General features: G+C 67.0%; 18 protein-coding genes. 9 read left to right on the top strand and 9 right to left on the bottom strand.

The genetic code is table 11. From position 1 onward, the window contains the following. The 3 genes from BMY12_RS18865 to BMY12_RS18875 all read right to left on the bottom strand — a co-directional run. A partial coding sequence (locus BMY12_RS18865; RefSeq protein ID WP_245732634.1) for a transposase occupies window positions 1-190 on the bottom strand: 190 nt, incomplete at its 3' end. Between the two features lie 107 nt (window positions 191-297). Then, window positions 298-1032 carry a complement resistance protein TraT gene (locus tag BMY12_RS18870; RefSeq protein WP_093289474.1) on the bottom strand — a complete coding sequence of 245 codons (735 nt, stop codon included), beginning with the start codon at window positions 1030-1032 and terminating at the stop codon, window positions 298-300. A gap of 83 nt (window positions 1033-1115) precedes the next feature. After that, window positions 1116-1442, bottom strand: coding sequence for a hypothetical protein (locus BMY12_RS18875; RefSeq protein WP_143069014.1), 327 nt, complete (start codon window positions 1440-1442; stop codon window positions 1116-1118). Window positions 1443-1705: 263 nt separating this feature from the next. Between BMY12_RS18875 and BMY12_RS18880 the strand changes: the two genes are divergently transcribed. Beyond that, window positions 1706-2680, top strand: a complete 975-nt coding sequence (locus tag BMY12_RS18880; RefSeq protein ID WP_093289477.1) for an NADPH:quinone oxidoreductase family protein — start codon at window positions 1706-1708, stop codon at window positions 2678-2680. A gap of 82 nt (window positions 2681-2762) precedes the next feature. Here the strand turns inward: BMY12_RS18880 and BMY12_RS18885 are convergent, their stop codons facing one another. From BMY12_RS18885 to BMY12_RS18910, 6 genes are all read right to left on the bottom strand, one after another. Beyond that, window positions 2763-4337, bottom strand: coding sequence for a PGAP1-like alpha/beta domain-containing protein (locus tag BMY12_RS18885; protein ID WP_093289478.1), 1575 nt, complete (start codon window positions 4335-4337; stop codon window positions 2763-2765). Between the two features lie 168 nt (window positions 4338-4505). Beyond that, on the bottom strand, window positions 4506-5411 hold the full coding sequence (locus BMY12_RS18890; RefSeq protein WP_218140265.1) for an FAD:protein FMN transferase: 906 nt from the start codon (window positions 5409-5411) through the stop codon (window positions 4506-4508). A 116-nt stretch (window positions 5412-5527) separates the two neighbouring features. After that, window positions 5528-6652: a DUF3570 domain-containing protein gene (locus tag BMY12_RS18895; protein WP_218140266.1), complete on the bottom strand. Its 1125-nt coding sequence runs from the start codon at window positions 6650-6652 to the stop codon at window positions 5528-5530. Further along, complete coding sequence (locus tag BMY12_RS18900; protein WP_093289480.1) at window positions 6639-6860, bottom strand: DUF4266 domain-containing protein; 222 nt, start codon at window positions 6858-6860, stop codon at window positions 6639-6641. The genes BMY12_RS18895 and BMY12_RS18900 overlap by 14 nt, the downstream gene beginning before the upstream one ends. Continuing rightward, window positions 6857-7375 (bottom strand): TlpA family protein disulfide reductase, encoded by a 519-nt coding sequence (locus BMY12_RS18905; RefSeq protein WP_093289481.1) that lies wholly within the window; start codon window positions 7373-7375, stop codon window positions 6857-6859. The genes BMY12_RS18900 and BMY12_RS18905 overlap by 4 nt, the downstream gene beginning before the upstream one ends. Further along, window positions 7372-9783 carry a choice-of-anchor D domain-containing protein gene (locus BMY12_RS18910; protein ID WP_177189082.1) on the bottom strand — a complete coding sequence of 804 codons (2412 nt, stop codon included), beginning with the start codon at window positions 9781-9783 and terminating at the stop codon, window positions 7372-7374. Before BMY12_RS18910 ends, BMY12_RS18905 begins: the two co-directional genes overlap by 4 nt. Window positions 9784-10359: 576 nt before the next feature. Here BMY12_RS18910 and BMY12_RS18915 point away from each other — a divergent pair. Genes BMY12_RS18915 through rng form a run of 8 tightly spaced genes read left to right on the top strand, consistent with a single transcriptional unit; the run spans window position 10360 to window position 17823 of the window. Further along, window positions 10360-10797, top strand: a complete 438-nt coding sequence (locus tag BMY12_RS18915; protein WP_093289484.1) for a low molecular weight protein-tyrosine-phosphatase — start codon at window positions 10360-10362, stop codon at window positions 10795-10797. Between the two features lie 54 nt (window positions 10798-10851). Further along, window positions 10852-12219: a tRNA (N6-isopentenyl adenosine(37)-C2)-methylthiotransferase MiaB gene (gene miaB / locus BMY12_RS18920; RefSeq protein ID WP_245732629.1), complete on the top strand. Its 1368-nt coding sequence runs from the start codon at window positions 10852-10854 to the stop codon at window positions 12217-12219. Next, window positions 12216-13220 carry a PhoH family protein gene (locus BMY12_RS18925; RefSeq protein WP_093289487.1) on the top strand — a complete coding sequence of 335 codons (1005 nt, stop codon included), beginning with the start codon at window positions 12216-12218 and terminating at the stop codon, window positions 13218-13220. Before miaB ends, BMY12_RS18925 begins: the two co-directional genes overlap by 4 nt. Window positions 13221-13249: 29 nt before the next feature. Next, entirely contained in the window at window positions 13250-13666 is a 417-nt protein-coding gene (gene ybeY / locus BMY12_RS18930; protein WP_093289538.1) for an rRNA maturation RNase YbeY, read from the top strand. After that, the gene (locus BMY12_RS18935) at window positions 13663-14526 is read left to right on the top strand and encodes a CorC family transporter (protein ID WP_093289488.1); all 864 of its coding nucleotides are present in this window, start codon (window positions 13663-13665) and stop codon (window positions 14524-14526) included. Before ybeY ends, BMY12_RS18935 begins: the two co-directional genes overlap by 4 nt. Before the next feature lie 11 nt (window positions 14527-14537). Then, window positions 14538-15767 carry a lipoprotein N-acyltransferase Lnb domain-containing protein gene (locus BMY12_RS18940; protein WP_177189083.1) on the top strand — a complete coding sequence of 410 codons (1230 nt, stop codon included), beginning with the start codon at window positions 14538-14540 and terminating at the stop codon, window positions 15765-15767. Beyond that, window positions 15764-16369 (top strand): Maf family protein, encoded by a 606-nt coding sequence (locus BMY12_RS18945; protein WP_093289540.1) that lies wholly within the window; start codon window positions 15764-15766, stop codon window positions 16367-16369. Before BMY12_RS18940 ends, BMY12_RS18945 begins: the two co-directional genes overlap by 4 nt. Further along, window positions 16366-17823: a ribonuclease G gene (rng, locus tag BMY12_RS18950; RefSeq protein ID WP_093289491.1), complete on the top strand. Its 1458-nt coding sequence runs from the start codon at window positions 16366-16368 to the stop codon at window positions 17821-17823. The genes BMY12_RS18945 and rng overlap by 4 nt, the downstream gene beginning before the upstream one ends. Window positions 17824-17828: the final 5 nt, after the last annotated feature.

Consider the following 17828-nt stretch of genomic DNA (forward strand, 5'->3'; position numbering starts at 1 on the left):
GCAAGGCTTCCTTGGTCGCCTCGTTCTCCAGCATCGCCTCAGCCAGCAGTCGTTTCAGCCGGCCGTTTTCCAGCTCTAATGCCTTCAGCCGCTTGGCGTCCGACACGTCCATGCCGCCGAACTTGCTCCGCCACAGATAGAAGCTCGCCTCGGAAAAGCCGTGCCTGCGGCACAGCTCCTTGATTGCCATGCCAGCTTCCGCCTGCTTCAGAAACCCGATGATCTGCTCTTCGGTAAATCGCTTCTTCACGTCCAATCTCCTTGTTCATGGGATTGGACTCCAAATGCCAGTGCTACTCAAAATCGGGGGGACGTCGCTTCCGGCAGTTCCAGGTTGGCTTTGTTGGCGGTGGTGACGATGCGGGTGCGGTAGTCCTTGCGGTTACTCACTTCTGAAACGCGCTGCTGGCTGGAGCCGGCGTCGGAGACGCGGGCGTCGATCTGGGTGTCCTTGCGCACGTACACGCCCTGGGCGACGCGTTCGCGGATGGAGATGTCGGCCACCAGCATGTAGGTGACGTCCTTGACCAGGGAATTGGCCACCAGCGAAACGCCCGTGGCAGCGAGGCCGCCGACGACACCGCCGGTCCAGGTATTGCCGCTGCGTGAGCCGATCACCGCACCGGCCGCAGCGCCGGCCATGGTTTCGCCACCACCCACATAGCCCTGCTGCAAGGCTGCCTGTGCGGCCGTGGGGCTGGCCTTTTCCAGATTCAGCACATAGACCAGCATCTGGAAGTGTGCCTGATCCGGATCGTCCACGATCTGGTAGCCATTCTCGTTGCTGGCGAACTGCTGCTTGACGAACTGCGAGAAGTTGCGCCGGTCGAATTCCATCACGCCGCTGCGCACGTCCAGAAAGATGGTGCGCTGGTTGCGAGGCACCGGATCGACGAATACCGAGGTGCTGGTCTTGGTTTGCACGTCGAGGTCTTTTTTCGACAGCGCCACCTGCGTGGCGGCGCAGCCGCCGAGCAGGCTCAGGGCGACGCCCAGCGACAGGAGGCGGAGAAAGGTTTTATGTCGGCTCATGACGAATCTCCCTAGGGGAACAGGCTTGAAGGACAAGGCTGCGCGTGCCGGATTGGCGGCTGCGCAGGCGTGAAGCAGGCGGTCTACCAGTAGTGCCCGTAATAACGGTGGTAATAGACGCAGTCGCGGTAGTCGTAGTAGCTGTAGTACGCGTAGCCGGCGAGACTGGCGCAGCTCCAGCCGGGCTGCCAATAGGCAGGCGGCTGGGCGGGCGGCGGAATGTTTTTCTTGAGCGCGTCCTCGGCGTATTCCTGTGCTTTCTTGATGTCGCCGGCATTGAACGGCGAGGCCATGGTCTGCGCGTTGAGGGTGCGCTGCATTTCTTCGCGTTGTGGATCAGTCGCCGCGCCGGCGCGCGCGACCGTGCACAGCAACAGCATTGCGCTGAGCGCCAGAGATAGTTTGTTCATGCGAACCCCCATGCAGCCGTTTTTGATTTCAGGTCGAAACTGCGGTGCTGCCGCTTTGCGGCGTCCTGATCTTGTGCTGCAGAAGATGCCGAATGCAGACCGGCTTATCTGTGCGACGTCTCTCAGATGAATCGCGTCGGTGCGTCGCCAGCACCGCCGGCCGTAGGCGCCGCTGCCCTGAAGGACCCGGACCAGTCCTTCCGTCATAATCGACTCAGGATGTAACGCCACGGATGACAAACGAGCCCGAGGAGAAAACTGGAATGAAAGCGGTGATCTGCAAGCAGCTGGGCGGTCCGGAATTGCTGCGGCTGGAAGAGGTGCCCGATCCCAAGCCGGGTGCGCGTGAGGTGAGGATTGCCGTGGCCGGCGCCGGCGTGAATTTTCCGGATGTGCTGATCATCCAGGGCAAGTATCAGCTGCGCGCCGAGCCGCCCTTCATTCCCGGTGCCGAAGTTGCGGGGCGCGTGCTGGAAGTGGGCAGTGAGGTGAAGCGCTTGAAGGTGGGCGACAGCGTCGCGGCGCTGGTCAATGTCGGCGGCTTTGCCGAGCAGGTCTGTGCCGCGGATAGCAACTGTCTGCCGGTGCCTGCGGGCATCGATCTGGTGGCGCTGGGGGCGTTTCCGCTGGTGTACGGCACCACGTATCACGCGCTCAAGCAGCGCGGCCAGCTCAAGGCCGGCGAGACCCTGCTGGTGCTCGGTGCCTCGGGCGGTGTGGGTCTGTCGGCGGTGCAGCTGGGCAAGCGCATGGGCGCGAGGGTGATTGCCGCCGCGTCCAGCGCCGAGAAGCTCGCGCTGTGCCAGGCGCAGGGCGCCGATGCGCTGATCGACTACTCCAAGGAATCACTGAAGGATGCGGTGAAGCAGCTCACGCAAGGCCAGGGCGCGGACGTGATCTACGATCCGGTCGGCGGTGCGCTGGGCGAGGAATGCCTGTCCTGCATCGCCTGGAACGGCCGCTATCTGGTGATCGGTTTTGCGTCCGGGCCGATTCCGAATCTGGCCGCCAACCGTCTGCTGCTCAAGGGGGCTTCGGCGGTCGGTGTGTTCTGGGGCGCGTTCACGCAGCGCGAGCCCAAGCTCAATGCCGAGAACTTTGCGCAGCTGTTCGCCTGGCTGGCCGATGGCTCGCTCAAGCCTTATCTGTCGAAGCGTTATGCCTTGCACGAAGCGCCGCAGGCGCTGCAGGACATGATGGCGCGCAAGGTCAGCGGCAAGGTGGTGATTGCGCCTTGAGCGGCGGGGTAAGGCAGATGTCGCGGCCGAGGCCGCTCCTGCAACAGGCGACTGCAGGAGCGACCTTGGCCGCAAGCGCGTTTCAGCTCCAGGGCCGCGCCTCGATGCGCAGCTTGCCGGTCAGGCCCGGATTGGTGTTCTGCTGGATGGGAATGTCGAAGCCGATGCCGCTGTTGTCGGCCAGGGCGTAGGTGTTGGCGCTGGAGCCGGGCTTGCCGGGATTCAGGTCCTGATAGCCGTACTTGATGCGCCAGCCGCCCAGCGCGGTCTTGTCGGGAATGGCTTCGACGATGATCAGCTCGCGATAGATGAAGCCGCCCTCGTAGTGGCGGTCCAGGAACAGCAGGCCGTCGATGGTGTAGTCAGGCACCAGCACCTTGAGATCCAGCGCAAAGCTGACCGCGCCGGAATTTTTCACGCTCTTGTCGGGATCGAGAAACACCGAGAACAGATGCGGGCTGGCCTTGCGATCCGGCGCGCGCTTCTCGCCCTGCGTCTCGGGGAACAGCTCGTCGTAGCTGCGGAAGATGGCGGAGTTCTCGCGCACGTCGCGGCGCGTGAGCTGCCACTGGCAACCGCGCACGCTTACCGCAATCTCGAACTGGTAGGAAGCCTTCACATCCTTGCCGCTCTTGAGTTCCTTCTGCACTTCCACCGGCAGGCTGATGTCGTCCACATCGAGGATGCCGTCCACGCGCAGCTTGCCGAACAAAAAGCGCGTGAGGTTCTGATAACCCTCTTCGGAATTGACGATGCCGTAATAGCCGGAATGGCTGCGATGCACGAAGGCGCGCGGCGACTGCAGGTCGGTGCCGCTCTTGTCCGGTCCGTGCGTGGTGGCGTTTTCGATGCGCACCAGACCGTCGCTGGATTCACCCACCGCCCAGGACGACAGGCCGCCGGCCACCTTGTAGTCGCGCGGATTGGTGCCCACCAGATTGAAGACGCGCTCCGGCGGGAAGTCACGCAGCACGGCCACATCATCGCCCTTGGGCAGGTACAGATACTTGGCCATGCGCTCGCGGTTGAAGTTGTTGACGTCGCCAAAGCTCAGCCAGCCCGGCACATTGCGCACGATGCGCATGTCGATGCCGTTGTGCGGCGTGGCGTAGGTGAAGAGCTTGTCGACGCTGGCCTGCGCGGCGTCGAAGGCCGGATCGGGGTTCTGCAGGAAGGAGCGGCAGACCAGGCCGCCCATGGAATGCGCGACCAGATAGCAGCGGAACTGATCGCTGCTCACGCCATTGGCGGGGTTGTCGCAGACCTTCTGCTTGAGCCGCAGAATCAGATCGTTCAGGCCACGCGCAAACTGTTCGATGGCCGGCGTGCCCTGACCGTCGCCGAAGTCCTGCGAGGCCTGATCGTAGTAACGGTAGATGACGATGCACCGGTATGGCACGCCGGCGTCGAAGCGCCGCGCCTCGGAGAGATCATCGCCATCGACGAACACATCCTGGTAGTCGTGATCGCTCATCAGGCGCACCAGGGGCGACTCGAAGAAATACTTCTTCACCTCGCCGGTCCACACCGTGCGCGACTTGGTGGAGCCGATGTTGAAGCCCATGTAGGGATCGGCGACGGTGTCTTCGATCTCGCTCTGCGTGGCGGCAAAGCCGCGCACGTAGATGATGGGGTGAAACGGATGTAGTTCGGCCACGACGCTCTCCCGGTTGTGGTGTCTGAAGCTTGCTGATCCTGCCGACGTCCGCGTAGGCGGTTTGTGCGCTGGCGCGCGGCAGGCACACTTTAGAACCTATCCGTGAATTGCGCGCGCCTGCGATGGAGGTCGTTTTGCCGCAGACGTTCGCAACGCACGGATAGGTTCTCAGACGCCCTGATGCTGGAGCCTGCCGGCTTGATCCACGGCAAGGAAGGCCGCGTGCTGGCTCTGCAGAAAAGCCGGCGCCTGGGCGCCGCTGAGCATGGCGATGCTGCTCAGCGCGCCAGCCACCAGGCACAGCGGCGCCAGCACGCTGATCGACTGGTAGTCCTGCACCGGCCAGCCGCTGCGTGGATCGAGCAGATGGCAGTAGCGACGACCGTCGATCTCGAAGTAACGCTCGTAGTCGCCGCTGGTGGCGAGCGCGCCCTGCGCCAGCGCGAGCACGGCAATCACCTCCTCGGCGCGGCGCGGGTGCTGGATGCCGAAGCGCCAGGGCTGGCCTTCGGCGTCCGGGCCCAGCACGCGGATGTCACCGCCCAGGTTCACATAGCCGCCGCGCGCACCGGCGTCCTGCAGGACGGTGGCGACACGATCCGCCGCGTATTCCTTGCCGAAGCCGCCGAAGTCCAGCTCCATGCCGGCGCGCGGCAGGGCGATGTGCGGGCGCAGCCACTGCACCTGCTGCCAGCCCACCAGCGGCAGCAGCGCGGCGATCTCCCCGGCCGCAGGCAGGCGTGGCTCGCGGAAGTTCCACACGCGGCGCAGCACGCCGCTGCTGATGTCGAAGCGGCCTTCGCTCTGCACGTGCAGCTGCGCGGCGAAGTCGAGCAGGCCCGCGGTTTCCTCGTCCACCTCGATGCGCGCGCCGCTGCCGGCGGCGGCATTGATGCGCGAGACGATGCTGTCGCTCCGGTAGCGCGAATACTTGTATTCGATGCGCCGCGCCTCGGCGATGCCGGCGGCAATCGCATCCTGCGCCGCGGCATCGTCCAGCCCCCAGATGCGGATCTGGGCACGACAGGCCATCACGCCGAATTCGGCTTCGAGACTGTCGCGGGTGTCTGGCATGCGCGGACGATACAACGCGATAGCGGCGCTTGTTAAGAACTTATCCGTGAATTGCGCGCGCTCAAGGCGCGGCCCGGGCGTCCCCCGATGCGTGCGGCATCGAGGGACGCATCCGCTCAGAAGCGGTAGGCGATGCCCAGCTGCACGGCGTACCAGTAGAAGGTGTCGAGCCCGGGCGAGCCATTGCCGATGAAGCGCAGGCCGGCGCGCTGCACGCTGTATTCACCCTTGATGTCGAAGTTCCAGTGCGGGCTCGCCTGCCAGGCCAGCTTCTGGCCGAAGGTGAGACTGCCGAACGCCGCCATGCGCTGATCCAGGGTGGAGTAGGCGCCGTCCGGCAGCGTCGGGAAGCTGCCGCTGGCCGGTGGATCGACGTAGAAGTCGGCCGCACTCTGGGTGTCGTAACGCAGCGCGCTGGTCCAGGCCAGGCTGTTGCCGACCGGCTGCACCCACTCCTCGCCCAGGCTGTGGGCGCGGATGCCGAAGCTGTCGTGATAGTAGCGATAGCTGCTGCGCAGGCTGGCGCGCAGGCCTTTGAAGTGATGGTTCCAGCGCAGCAGGGCGGTCTCCTGCTGGCGCGAATCGGGGCGGTTGTCGAACAGCTTGTAAGGATCGCTGTAATAGCCGCTGCCGCTGCTGTAGCCCGCCTGCAGCTGCACGATGTCGGTGGCGGTGAGCACGCGCGTGACGCCAACGATGCCCTGCCAGGTGCGGCGGCTTTCGTTGTCGGCGGCGCCGTTCTCGGTGTCGATGCTGTCATCGGCATAGCCGACGCCGGCATTGAAGGTGGTGTTGTTGTCGTCGCTGGCCCAGCGTCCGTCGAGCGAGACCGCGCGCGAGGTGTAATCGTGCTCGGTGGAATAGCTCAGTCCCACGCTGTAGGCGCTGCGCGCGCGGTAGTGGGTGAGTTTCACGTCGCCTGCCGTGCGCAGATCGTCCATGTGCGAGGCACCGGACTTGGTGGTGTAGTAGCGCGGCGAGGCGCCGGACACCGAGTCGGTCACCACGGAGGACTCCACGCCCCAGGCCGTGCCCATCGGCAGGCTCAGCGACAGCGAGGGGGCGTTGACCGTGATGCGCTGCAGGCCGGACTGGTAGTCGTGGTAGTACAGCTCCTTGAAGGCCAGCACCGCGTGCTCCGGCGCGTTCTCGGCGGCGGCGGTGTACGGTGTGAGGCCGGGCAGGGCCAGTGCCGCGAGCAGGATGCCGCCGAGTCCCTCCTTGCGATCAGTTGCAGCCACAGCCGCCTCCTCCCACGCCGTAGCCACCGGAAGCGGCCTGCTTGCTGGCGCTGATGTGTTCGTCGAAGCGCTGTTCCAGGGCATCGCCGCCCATGGTCATTTCCGGGCGCGCGAGCATGCCCTTCTGCCAGGGCTTGGGGGGCTGCAGGCTGCAGGCCTGCAACAGGCTGAGCGCCAGCAGGGCGCCAATCAGGCTGAGCGGTTTCATGGGGCGGGATTTCCTTGGGCAAGCGCTTCACCGATGCGGCGTTCCAGCTCGGCGCGGTCGGCTTCCTTGAAGCTGGGATGCACCATCAGGACCTTGCCGTGCTCGTCGATCAGATAGGAGGTGGGCATGCCGTCCGGCTTGTACTGTTCCGGCGCCTTGCCGGCGGGGTCGAACAGCACGGTGAACTGCGCCGGCGTCTGCTTCAGGAACTGCTCGGCATCGCTGCGCTGCTCATCGACATTGATCGCCACCACGCGCAGGCCTTTCTTGCCGTACTTGGCGTGCATCTCGTTCATGAAGGGGAAGCTCTGCCGGCAGGGCGCGCACCAGGAGGCCCAGAAATCCAGATACACCACGCGGCCGCGCAGCTGGGTGAGGCTCAGGCTGTTGCCGTCTTTCTGCGCCAGCGTGAAGTCCGGCGCCGGCTTGCCGACTTCCGCGGCTTGCGCGCTGCCGGCCAGCAGCAGCCCGGTGAGGCCGGCGAGCAGCGCGCGGCCAAGGCGATGCGTGTTCATGAATGCGTTCTCTTCTTGGAGGCCAGGGGGATCAGGCGCCGCGCCAGCAGCAGTGCGGACAGCAGCAGCAGGCTGAGCGTGGCGTGCAGCGGGGTGTCATAGCGGCCCAGCAGGAGCGCGCCACCTCCGCCGACATTGGTATTGGGCGTGCCGCTCACCATCACCGTGACGGTGCCGCCGGAGGAATTGCTGCGGATCTGCAGCTGGGCATCGATGCTGCCGCCGGTGGCGGGCGTGACCATCACCGTGCAGCTGGCGCCGGGCTGCAGGGTGTAAGGCGCCGCTGCGCAATCGCCGCCGCCGCTGCCACCGGTTTCCAGGGTCAGCGACGGCGGGATGAGATAGCTGCTCACGGTCAGCAGCGCCGCGCCCTCGTTGGCGATCACCAGCGCCTGCGGCTGCAGCGGCTGATTGGGCAGGCTGCTCAGCGTCATGCTGGTCGGTGAGGCCGTGAGCAGGGGCGAGCCGCTGGCCACGCCGGTGCCGTTGAGATTCAGCGGGGCCGCGGTGCCGCTGCTCAGGCTGAGGCTGAGCTGCGCGCTGCGGCTGCCGGCGGCGCTGGGTGCGAAGCGCATCGCCACCGTGCAGGAGGCGCCGGGCGCGAGGCTGCTGCCGGCCGTACAGCCGTTGCTGTCGATGATGAAGTCGCCGGCATTGCTGCCGGCCAGGCCGATGGCCGTGAGGCTGGCCGCGCTGCTGCCGGTATTGCTCAGCGTGGCGCTCTGCGTCGCGGTGCGCACGCCGACCACGGTGCTGGAGAAGCTCAGCGTGTCCGGCGACCAGCTCAAGGTCGCGCCGCCGGCCACGCCGCTGCCGGACAGCGCGGCGGTGAGCGGCGAGCCGCTGGCGTTGGAACTCAGGCTCAGGGTGCCGGCGATGCTGCCGCTGGCGCTGGGCGTGAAGCCGATCTGCAGCGCGCAGCTGCTGCCGGCCGCCAGGGACGCGCCGCAGTTGTGGCTCAGCGAGTAGTCGCTGGGACTCACGTTCAGACTGCTGATGCTCAGGCTGGCCGTGCCGCTGTTGCTCAGGGTGATGGTGCGTGCGGCGGCGGCGCTGCCCACGCCCACGCTGCCGAAGTCCAGGGTGCTGGGGCTGAAGGCCGGAATCGGCGCCGAGGCCGAGCCTGCCGTGCCGCTCAGGCTGATGGTCACCGGCGTGTTGATGGCGTTGGAGACGATCTGCACGCTGGCGGTGCGCGTGCCGCTGCTGACGCTGGGCGTGAACGTGACGTTGATGGTGCAGCTGGCGCCCACGGCCAGCGAGGTGCTGGCGGTGCAGGCGCCGCCCGGACTGGTGAAGGCGAAATCACCGGCGTTCGTGCCGGAGAGGCTCAGGCTGCTGAACTGCGCCGCCGCCGAACCGCTGTTGCTCACCGTCACCGTCTTGGCGCTGCTGCTGGTGTTCTGCGCCTGGGCAGAGAAGCTCAGGCTGCTGGCATCCACCGACAGCTGGCCGGCGGCCGAGGCCGTGCCGGTGCCAGTGAGCGTGACCGTGGACGGGCTGTGGCTGCTGTCGTTGTGGGTGATGCTGAGGCTGGCGCTGCGCGTGCCGGTGGCGCCGGGCGTGAACTTGAGCAGCACCACGCAGGAAGCGCCGGCCGCGACACTGCCGCTGCTGCTGCAGCTGGTGCCGGTGGCGATGCTGTAGTCGCTGGCCGCCGTGCCACCGATGGCCACGCTGCTGAGGCTGAGCGCGGCCGTGCCGGTGTTGCTGAGCGTGACGGTCTGCGCGGCCGAGGCCTGTCCGACGGTGCTGGCAAAACTCAGGCTGCCGGGGGAAATCTGCGCGGTGGGCGCGCTGACTGCGGCGCCGGTGCCGCTCAGGGCCACGGACTTGGTGCCGGCCCCGGTGACCAGACTCAGCGTGCCGCTGCGCGAGCCGCTGGCCGTGGGCTGGAACTTCGTCAGCACCGTGCAGGAAGCGCCGATGGCCACGCTGCTGCCGGCGCTGCAGCTGCCGCCGCTGACGATGGCGAAATCGCTGCCGGAGATGCTGATGGAAGAGACGCTCAGGCTCACCGTGCCGCTGTTCGTCAGCGTGACGGTCTGCGAGGCGCTGCTGCTGCCCACCGAGGTGGAGGCAAAGCTCAGGCTGGTGGGCGAGACCGCGGCGGTGGCGCTGAGATTGGGGTTGGCGATATAGGCCGCGATGTCATCAAGCTGCGTGCTGCTGAGCTTGTTGCGGAAGATCCCCATGCCGCCGGTGTTGCTGTTGATGGCACTGAGGATGGTCGAGGCGCTGTTGGCGCCGCGCTGGATCTTGTTCTTGGTGCCCGGCAGGCTGCCGTGACAGCTGGAATTGGAACAGGCGGTGCCGGCAATGCTGGAACTGGTGTACAGGGTCTTGCCGTTGCTGGCGTCGGCGGCGAGCGCCGTCTGAGGCTGGAAACAGAGACTGACGAGCAACAAACAGGCAAGCGCGGAAGCGCGATTTCTTGATGTCATTGTGGTCGGTGGCAGCTTGGGGGAACGGCGACGACGTTGACGGGCATGGTGACAATTCGCCGCCCTTGCGCGGTTCGGTCGCGACGGGCGGAGCGGGATTGCAGCATGACCGGTGACAGGGCCATGCTAGGTACGGAATTCTTAAAAACCCTTAAGCCCTGCGCGCCAATCCGTAGCGGTTTCTCGGGGTTTGCCCGTATCGTGCACGGATGCGTCATTAGGGTCTGTTGACATTCACTTTGTCCGCTGCGTTGCTGCCGCAAATCGCGCCATGCGGCGTTGCGAAACTTGGCCTTGGAACCACCAAGGCCTGCGTTTCGCGCCTTGCCTGGCGCGATTTGCGGCGCAACCCTTACGGGACGGGGCCGTTTTGACGCAGGGCGGCGTTGGCAGCCGCTGGCTTGGAATCACCAAGCGGCGCGTCTGCCGCCTTGCCCTGCGGCAAAACGACCTCCGTCGCAGCGGGCAAAGTGAATGTCAACAGACCCTAGTCAGGCGCTAAGCTCGCAAGCCCGGGTTTCCCCCACTTCGCCGCCACTCATGTTCAAGTCCATCCTCGTCGTCTGTACCGGCAACATCTGTCGCAGTCCGATGGCCGAGGCCTTGCTGCGCCGCGAGCTGAAGGCGAGTGGCATCGTGGTGGGTTCTGCCGGCACCGGCGCGCTGGTCGGCTGGCCGGCCGATGCGCAGGCCCTGGCGGTGGCATCGGATCACGGCCTGGACATTTCCGCGCATCGCGCGCGGCAGGCTTCAGCGGACCTGCTGGGGGCTTCCGATCTGATTCTGACCCTGGACGAGAGCCACAGCCGCTGGCTGCACCAGCGCCATCCGCAGCTGCGCGGCCGCGTGCACAAGCTGCTCAAGTGGCAGAACGATGCCGACGTCGAAGATCCCTTCCAGCGCCCGCGTGCGGCCTTCGAACAGGCCTGGGCCGACTGCGAGCAGGGGGTGGCGGACTGGGTGAAAAGGCTGAGCTGACCCGTCGCTTATACTATGCGACCCGTGTCTCCTGACGGCCCGACCGCCGCCGCCATGTCCGAAGCCGCAGAACCCAAAACGCCGCGCAAGCTGTACCTGATTTCCTACGGCTGCCAGATGAACGATTACGACTCGGCCAAGATGGCCGAAGTCCTGGCGGCCTCGCACGGCTATGAGCGCACCCAGCAGCCCGAAGAGGCCGACCTGCTGCTGCTCAACACCTGCTCGATCCGCGAGAAGGCCCAGGAGAAAGTGTTCTCCGAACTCGGCCGCTGGCGCGAGTGGAAAGCGGCCGCGCCGGGGCGGGTGATCGGCGTCGGCGGCTGCGTGGCCTCGCAGGAAGGCGAGGCGCTCACCGCGCGCGCGCCCATCGTCGATATCGTGTTCGGCCCGCAGACCCTGCACCGCCTGCCTGAGCTGCTGGACCGCACCCGCCAGACCCAGGCCCCGAGCATCGACATCAGCTTCCCCGAGATCGAGAAGTTCGACCGCCTGCCCGAGCCCAAGGCCAGCGGGCCTTCGGCCTACGTCTCGATCATGGAAGGCTGCTCCAAGTACTGCACCTTCTGCGTGGTGCCTTACACGCGCGGCGCAGAAGTGTCGCGGCCGCTGGATGATGTGCTCACCGAATGCGCGCTGCTGGTGGCGCAGGGCGTGCGCGACATCACCCTGCTGGGCCAGAACGTCAATGCGTATCGCGGCAAGATGGGCGAGAGTCGCGAACTCTGCGATCTGGCGCTGCTGATCCGCTATCTGGCGCAGCTGCCGGGCCTGGAACGCATCCGCTTCACCACCTCGCATCCGGCGGAATTCTCCGATGCGCTGATCCAGGCTTATGCCGACGAACCCAAGCTCGCCTCCTTCCTGCATCTGCCGGTGCAGTCGGGCAGCGACCGCATCCTGGGCATGATGAAGCGCGGCTATACCCGCGCGCAGTTCCTCGACAAGATCGCCCGCGTGCGCGCCGCGCGGCCGGACCTGTCGCTGTCCTCGGACTTCATCGTCGGCTTTCCCACCGAGAGCGACGAGGACTTCGTCCTGACCATGAACCTGATCGACGAGGCGCGCTTCGACTGCGCGTTTTCCTTCGTCTACAGCCCGCGCCCCGGCACGCCGGCGGCGAATCTGCGCGATGGCGTGGACGCCGACACCAAGAACCGCCGCCTGCAGATGCTGCAGGCACGCATCCGCGAGTACGACGACGCCTTCCGCGCCGGCCTGGTCGGCAGCCGTCAGCGCGTGCTGGTGGAGAAGGCCGCGACGCGCGGCGGCGGTCAGCTGGCGGCGCGTCTGTCCAATCATCGCTGGGTGAACTTCGACGCCCCCGAGTCCCTGATCGGACAGCTGGTGGACGTGGAAATCACCGCCGCCGCCGCCAACTCCCTGCGCGGCCGCCTGCTCACGGACCGGGTCTGCGCATGAGCCCCACGCCCCGCGCGGTACAGCAGGCGCGTCAGGAACTGACGCTGGAACCCGACGAGGCGCAGCGCCTGGTCAATCTCTGCGGCCCTTTCGATGCGCACCTGCGCCAGATCGAGCTGCGCCTGGGCATCGAGATCCGCAATCGCGGCAACCGCTTCCAGCTGCTCGGCGCCAAGCGCGACATCGCGCGCGGCGAGGCGGTGCTGCAGGAGCTGTTCAATCTCACCGGCAATGACACCGTCACCACCGAGGACGTGCATCTGGCCCTGGTGGCGCAGCTGGGCGATGAAGAGCCGCAGGACGAGGAAGAACCGCGCAGCACCCAGGGCGAGGTGGTGATCCGCGGCAAGCGCGGCGTGATCCGCGGCCGCGGCGTGCAGCAGAAGCTGTATCTGAAGAACATCGTCACCTATGACCTGAATTTCGGCATCGGCCCGGCCGGCACCGGCAAGACCTATCTGGCCGTGGCCTCCGCCGTGCATGCGCTGGAGCGCGACCGCGTGCGCCGCATCGTGCTGGTGCGCCCGGCAGTGGAAGCGGGCGAGAAGCTCGGCTTCCTGCCCGGCGACATGGCCGAGAAGATCAACCCGTATCTGCGCCCGCTCTACGACGCGCTCTATGAGATGCTGGGCTTTGAAAAAGTGGCGAGACTGGTGGAGAAGAACGTCATCGAAGTCGCGCCGCTGGCCTTCATGCGCGGCCGCACGCTCAATGAATCCTTCGTGATTCTCGACGAGGCGCAGAACACCAGCGTCGAGCAGATGAAGATGTTCCTGACCCGCATCGGCTTCGGCAGCGTGGCGGTGGTCACCGGCGATCTCACCCAGATCGACCTGCCCAAGCACCAGCTCTCCGGCCTGCGTCACGCGCAGAAGGTGCTGGCCGGCGTGGCCGGCATCAGCTTCACCGCCTTTCGCAAGGAAGACGTGGTGCGTCATCCGCTGGTGCAGGCCATCGTGCAGGCCTACGAGCAGCACGAGAGTCAGGAGCCGCAGGCTTGAGCCGCGCGACGGCCCCGGCGACGGATGCCATCGTCGTGCAGCGCGTCGGCGTGCCGGCCGCCGGCATTCCCAGTGCCGCGAGCCTGCGTGGCTTCGCGCTCGCCGCCCTGCCCAGACGCTACGGCGAGCTGACCATCCGCATCGTCGTCGATGCCGAAAGCCGCGCCCTGAACCATCATTACCGTGGCAAGGACAAGCCCACCAATGTGCTGTCCTTCCAGGGCGGGCCCGGCGTGCTGGGCGATCTGGTGATCTGCGCGGACGTGGTGGCGCGCGAGGCCCGGGAACAGGCCAAGCCGGCGCGCGCGCACTGGGCGCACATGGTCGTGCATGGCTGCCTGCACCTGCAGGGTTATGATCACGAGCAGGACGCCGAGGCCCAGCGCATGGAGGCGCGGGAAATCCGAATTCTCAAAACCCTGGGTTTCGACAACCCTTATTCATGAACGACGACAGTAGTCTCAAGGAGCAGCAGGACGGCGGCCGCAGCCATTGGTGGCGCCGCGTCACCCAGCGTCTGGCCGGAGGCCCGCGCACCCGCGAGGATCTGCTGGGCCTGCTGCGCGATGCGCGCGAGGCGCAGCTGCTGGATGCCGATGCCATGTCGATGTTCGAGGGCATCCTGCAGACCGCCGAGCTGCACGTGCGCGATGTCATGGTGCCGCGCGCGCAGATGGTGACCATCGAGCGCGACTGGACCCTGGCCGAAGTGCTGGACGTGGTGATCGAATCCGGTCACTCGCGCTTTCCGGTGGTGGGCGAGTCCAAGGACGAGGTGCTGGGCATCCTGCTGGCCAAGGATCTGCTGCGTTATGCGGCAGCCGTGCCCGGCGGCGGCGCGCCGGACTTCGACCTGCAGCGCCTGCTGCGTCCCGCCGGCTTCGTGCCGGAGTCCAAGCGCCTCAACGTGCTGCTCAAGGAGTTCCGCCGCAGCCGCAATCACATGGCCCTGGTGGTGGATGAATACGGCGGCGTCGCCGGCCTGATCACCATCGAGGACGTGCTGGAGCAGATCGTCGGCGAGATCGACGACGAGTACGACGAAGCCGAAGGCGCGCGCATCCTGCGCCAGGACGAGCGCCGCTATCTGGTCAGCGCCCTGACCAGCGTCGAGGAGTTCAACGCGCATTTCGGCACCAAGCTGCCCACCGGTGATTTCGACACCATCGGCGGCTATGTGCTGCATCTGTTCGGGCACATGCCCAAGCGCGGCGAAAGCGTGCAGCTGGAACGCCTGTCCTTCAATGTGCAGCGCGCCGACAAGCGCCGCGTGCACCAGTTTCTCGTCACCGTCGCCCCGGCCTGAAGCCGATGCGCGTGCGCGCCCCGCTGTCGGCCGTCGCGCGCCTGCTGCTGCGCGTGCTGCTGTTGCTGGGCCTGCTGCCGGCGGCGGTGCTGGCGCAGGACGGCGGCGAGGCGCCGCGCATCGCGCTGGTCACTTTCGGGCCCGGTCCCGTGTACTGGGAGCGCTTCGGCCATAACGCGCTGCTGGTGCGTGACGAAAGCGGCGAGGCGCTGCTCTACAACTACGGTGTGTTTGATTTCGCGCAGAAGAATTTCTTTCTCAACTTCGCGCGCGGCCGCATGCAGTACCGTCTGGCGGTGCAGCGTTTCAGCGAGGCTCTGCCGCAATACGCCGCCGAGGACCGCTGGCTGCGCGTGCAGCAGCTGAACCTGACACCCGCGCAGGCGCGGCGTCTGGCCGACTATCTGCGCTGGAACGCGCTGCCGGAAAACGCCGAGTACCACTACGACTATTTCCTCGCCAACTGCTCGACGCGGGTGCGCGACGCCATCGACATGGCCAGCGACGGGCAGCTGCGCGTGGCGCTGCAGGCGCAGGCCGCGGACAGCAGCTATCGCTTCGAAGCCACGCGCCTGATTGCGCCGGTGCTGCCGCTGGCCCTCGGCATGGACCTGATCATGGGCGCTGCCGGCGACGGCGCCATCAGCCGCTGGCAGCAGGGCTTCGTGCCCATGTCGCTGATGGAAGCGCTGCGCGGCGTGCAGCTGCGCGATGCCGAGGGCCGCGCGCGGCCGCTGATCGCACGCGAATTCGCCTTGCTGGAGGCCAGCCGCTGGGCGACGCCGGCCAGGCCCTTGCCGCTGCGCGCGCCACTGACGGCGCTGGGCCTCGGCTTTGCGCTGCTGTTGCTGGGCCTGGCGCGTCTGCGCCGGCACACTGCGGCGCGTTATGCGGACGCGCTGCTGAGCACGCTGGCCAGCCTCAAGCTCGGGTTGATCGGTCTGGTGATGCTGGCGGTGTGGACGCTCACCGATCACTGGGTGATGTGGGCCAATCACAATCTGCTGCTGTTCAATCCGCTTTATCTGCTGCTGCTGCCCACGCTCTGGCGCCGCCGCCGCCCGGACTGGCAGCCGGCGCGCTGGGCCGCTCGCCTGAGCCTGCTGCTGGCGCTCGCGGGTCTGGCCGCGCTGCTGTGGCTGGCGCTGCCGGGCGCGCAGCAGAACCTGCCCTGGATCGCCGCCGTGCTGCCGCTGCAGCTGGTGCTGGCCTGGTGGCTGCGGTCTGCGGCTCGCGCATGAGCGCCGCGCCGCAGCTGATTCTGGCCTCTGCCTCGCCGCGTCGCGCCGAGCTGCTGCGCCAACTGGGCCTGCGCTTCGTGGTGCACCCGGCCGATGTGCCGGAACGGGTGCAGCCCGGCGAGGCGGCCGCCGCCTACGCGCGGCGCATCGCGCTGGAAAAGGCCCGCGCCGGCTGGCAGCAGGCGCAGGCGCGCGGCGATGCGAGCCTGCCGGTGCTGGGCGCGGATACCGATGTGGTGCTGGACGGCCGCATTCTCGGCAAGCCGCGGGACCGGCAGGACGCGCTGGCGATGCTGGCGGCGCTTTCGGATCGCGAACATGAGGTGTATTCGGCGGTGGCGCTGAAGCGTGGCGCGCAGGAAGCGCTGGCGCTGAGTGTCACGCGCGTGCGTTTCGCGCGGATCGGCAGCGCGCAGGCGCAGGCCTACTGGGACAGCGGCGAGCCTCTCGGCAAGGCCGGTGCCTACGCAATTCAGGGGCTGGGCGCGCTGTTCGTGCGCGAGATCACGGGCAGCTACAGCGGCGTGGTGGGTTTGCCCCTGCACGAAACTGCCGCGCTTCTGGAACAATTCGACATCCACCTTCTCGCCACGCCGACATGAGCAGCGAAATCCTGGTCAATATCGGTCCGCAGGAAACCCGCGTGGCACTGGTGCAGGCCGGCGCCGCGCAGGAAGTGCACGTGCAGCGCGCCTCGCGCCACGGCCTCACCGGCAATATCTACAAGGGCAGCGTGCAGCGCGTGCTGCCCGGCATGCAGGCCGCGTTCGTGGAAGTGGGCCTGGAGCGCACCGCCTTCCTGCACGTGGCCGACATGTTGCCGCCGCCGGTCAATGGCGAGAGCCTGCCGGCGGTCACGCAGCTGCTGCACGAAAGCCAGCAGGTGCTGGTGCAGGTGATCAAGGACCCCATCGGCAGCAAGGGCGCGCGCCTGACCACGCTGCTGTCGATTCCCTCGCGCTATCTGGTGCTGCTGCCGCACGAGCCGCATGTCGGCGTGTCGGCGCGCCTGGAAGACGAGGCCGAGCGCGCGCGTCTGAAAGGCATTCTCGAAGAGCTGCAGCAGCGTCTGGCGCCGCAGTTCGGGGTGATTGCGCGCACCGCCGCCGACGGCGTGGAACCGGCGGCGCTGGAGGCGGACCTGGCCTTTCTGCTGCGGCTCTGGCAGGCGGTGAGCACGCAGGCGCGCGGCGCCAAGCCCGGCACCCTGGTGCACGGCGATCTGCCGCTGGCGATGCGCACCCTGCGCGATCTGATGGGCACCGATGTCGAACGCATCCGCATCGACAACGCCGAGGAGTACCACAACGTCAAGCAGTTTGCGCAGAGCTTCGTGCCGCAGGCGGCGGGGCGCATCGAGCTGTACGAGGGCAGCGCGCCGATCTTCGATCTCTACGGCGTGGAGGACGATATCGACCGCGCCCTGCAGCGCAAGGTGGAGCTGAAGTCGGGCGGGCATCTGGTCATCGACCAGACCGAGGCGATGACCACCATCGACGTCAACACCGGCGCCTACACCGGGCATCGCAATCTCGAAGAGACGGTGCTCAAGACCAATCTCGAAGCCGCGCAGGCCATCGCCCGGCAGCTGCGCCTGCGCAATCTGGGCGGCATCATCATTCTCGACTTCATCGACATGGCCGAGGCCGACCATCGCGGGCAGGTGCTGCGCGCCCTGGAGCGGGCGCTGGCCGATGACCCGGCGCGCACCCAGATTTATCCCTTCTCGCCGCTGGGCCTGGTGGAGATGACCCGCAAGCGCACCCGCGAGTCGCTGGGCCATATCCTTTGCGAGCCCTGTCCCACCTGCGCCGGCGGCGGCACGCTCAAGACCATCGAGACTGTCTGCCACGAAATCACCCGCGAGGTGCAGCGCACCGCGCGGCAGTTCGAGGCCAAGGGCTTTCTGGTGCTGGCGGCGCCGGCCGTGGTGCAAAAGCTGATGGATGAGCAATCGGCGGACCTGGCGATGCTGGAAACCACACTCAACCGGCCCATCCGCCTGCAGGCCGAGGCGGCGTACACGCGCGAGACCTTCGATGTCGTGCCGCTGTGAGCGGC

The organism is Solimonas aquatica (genome assembly GCF_900111015.1).
In the GTDB taxonomy this organism is placed as follows: Bacteria; Pseudomonadota; Gammaproteobacteria; order Nevskiales; family Nevskiaceae; genus Solimonas; species Solimonas aquatica.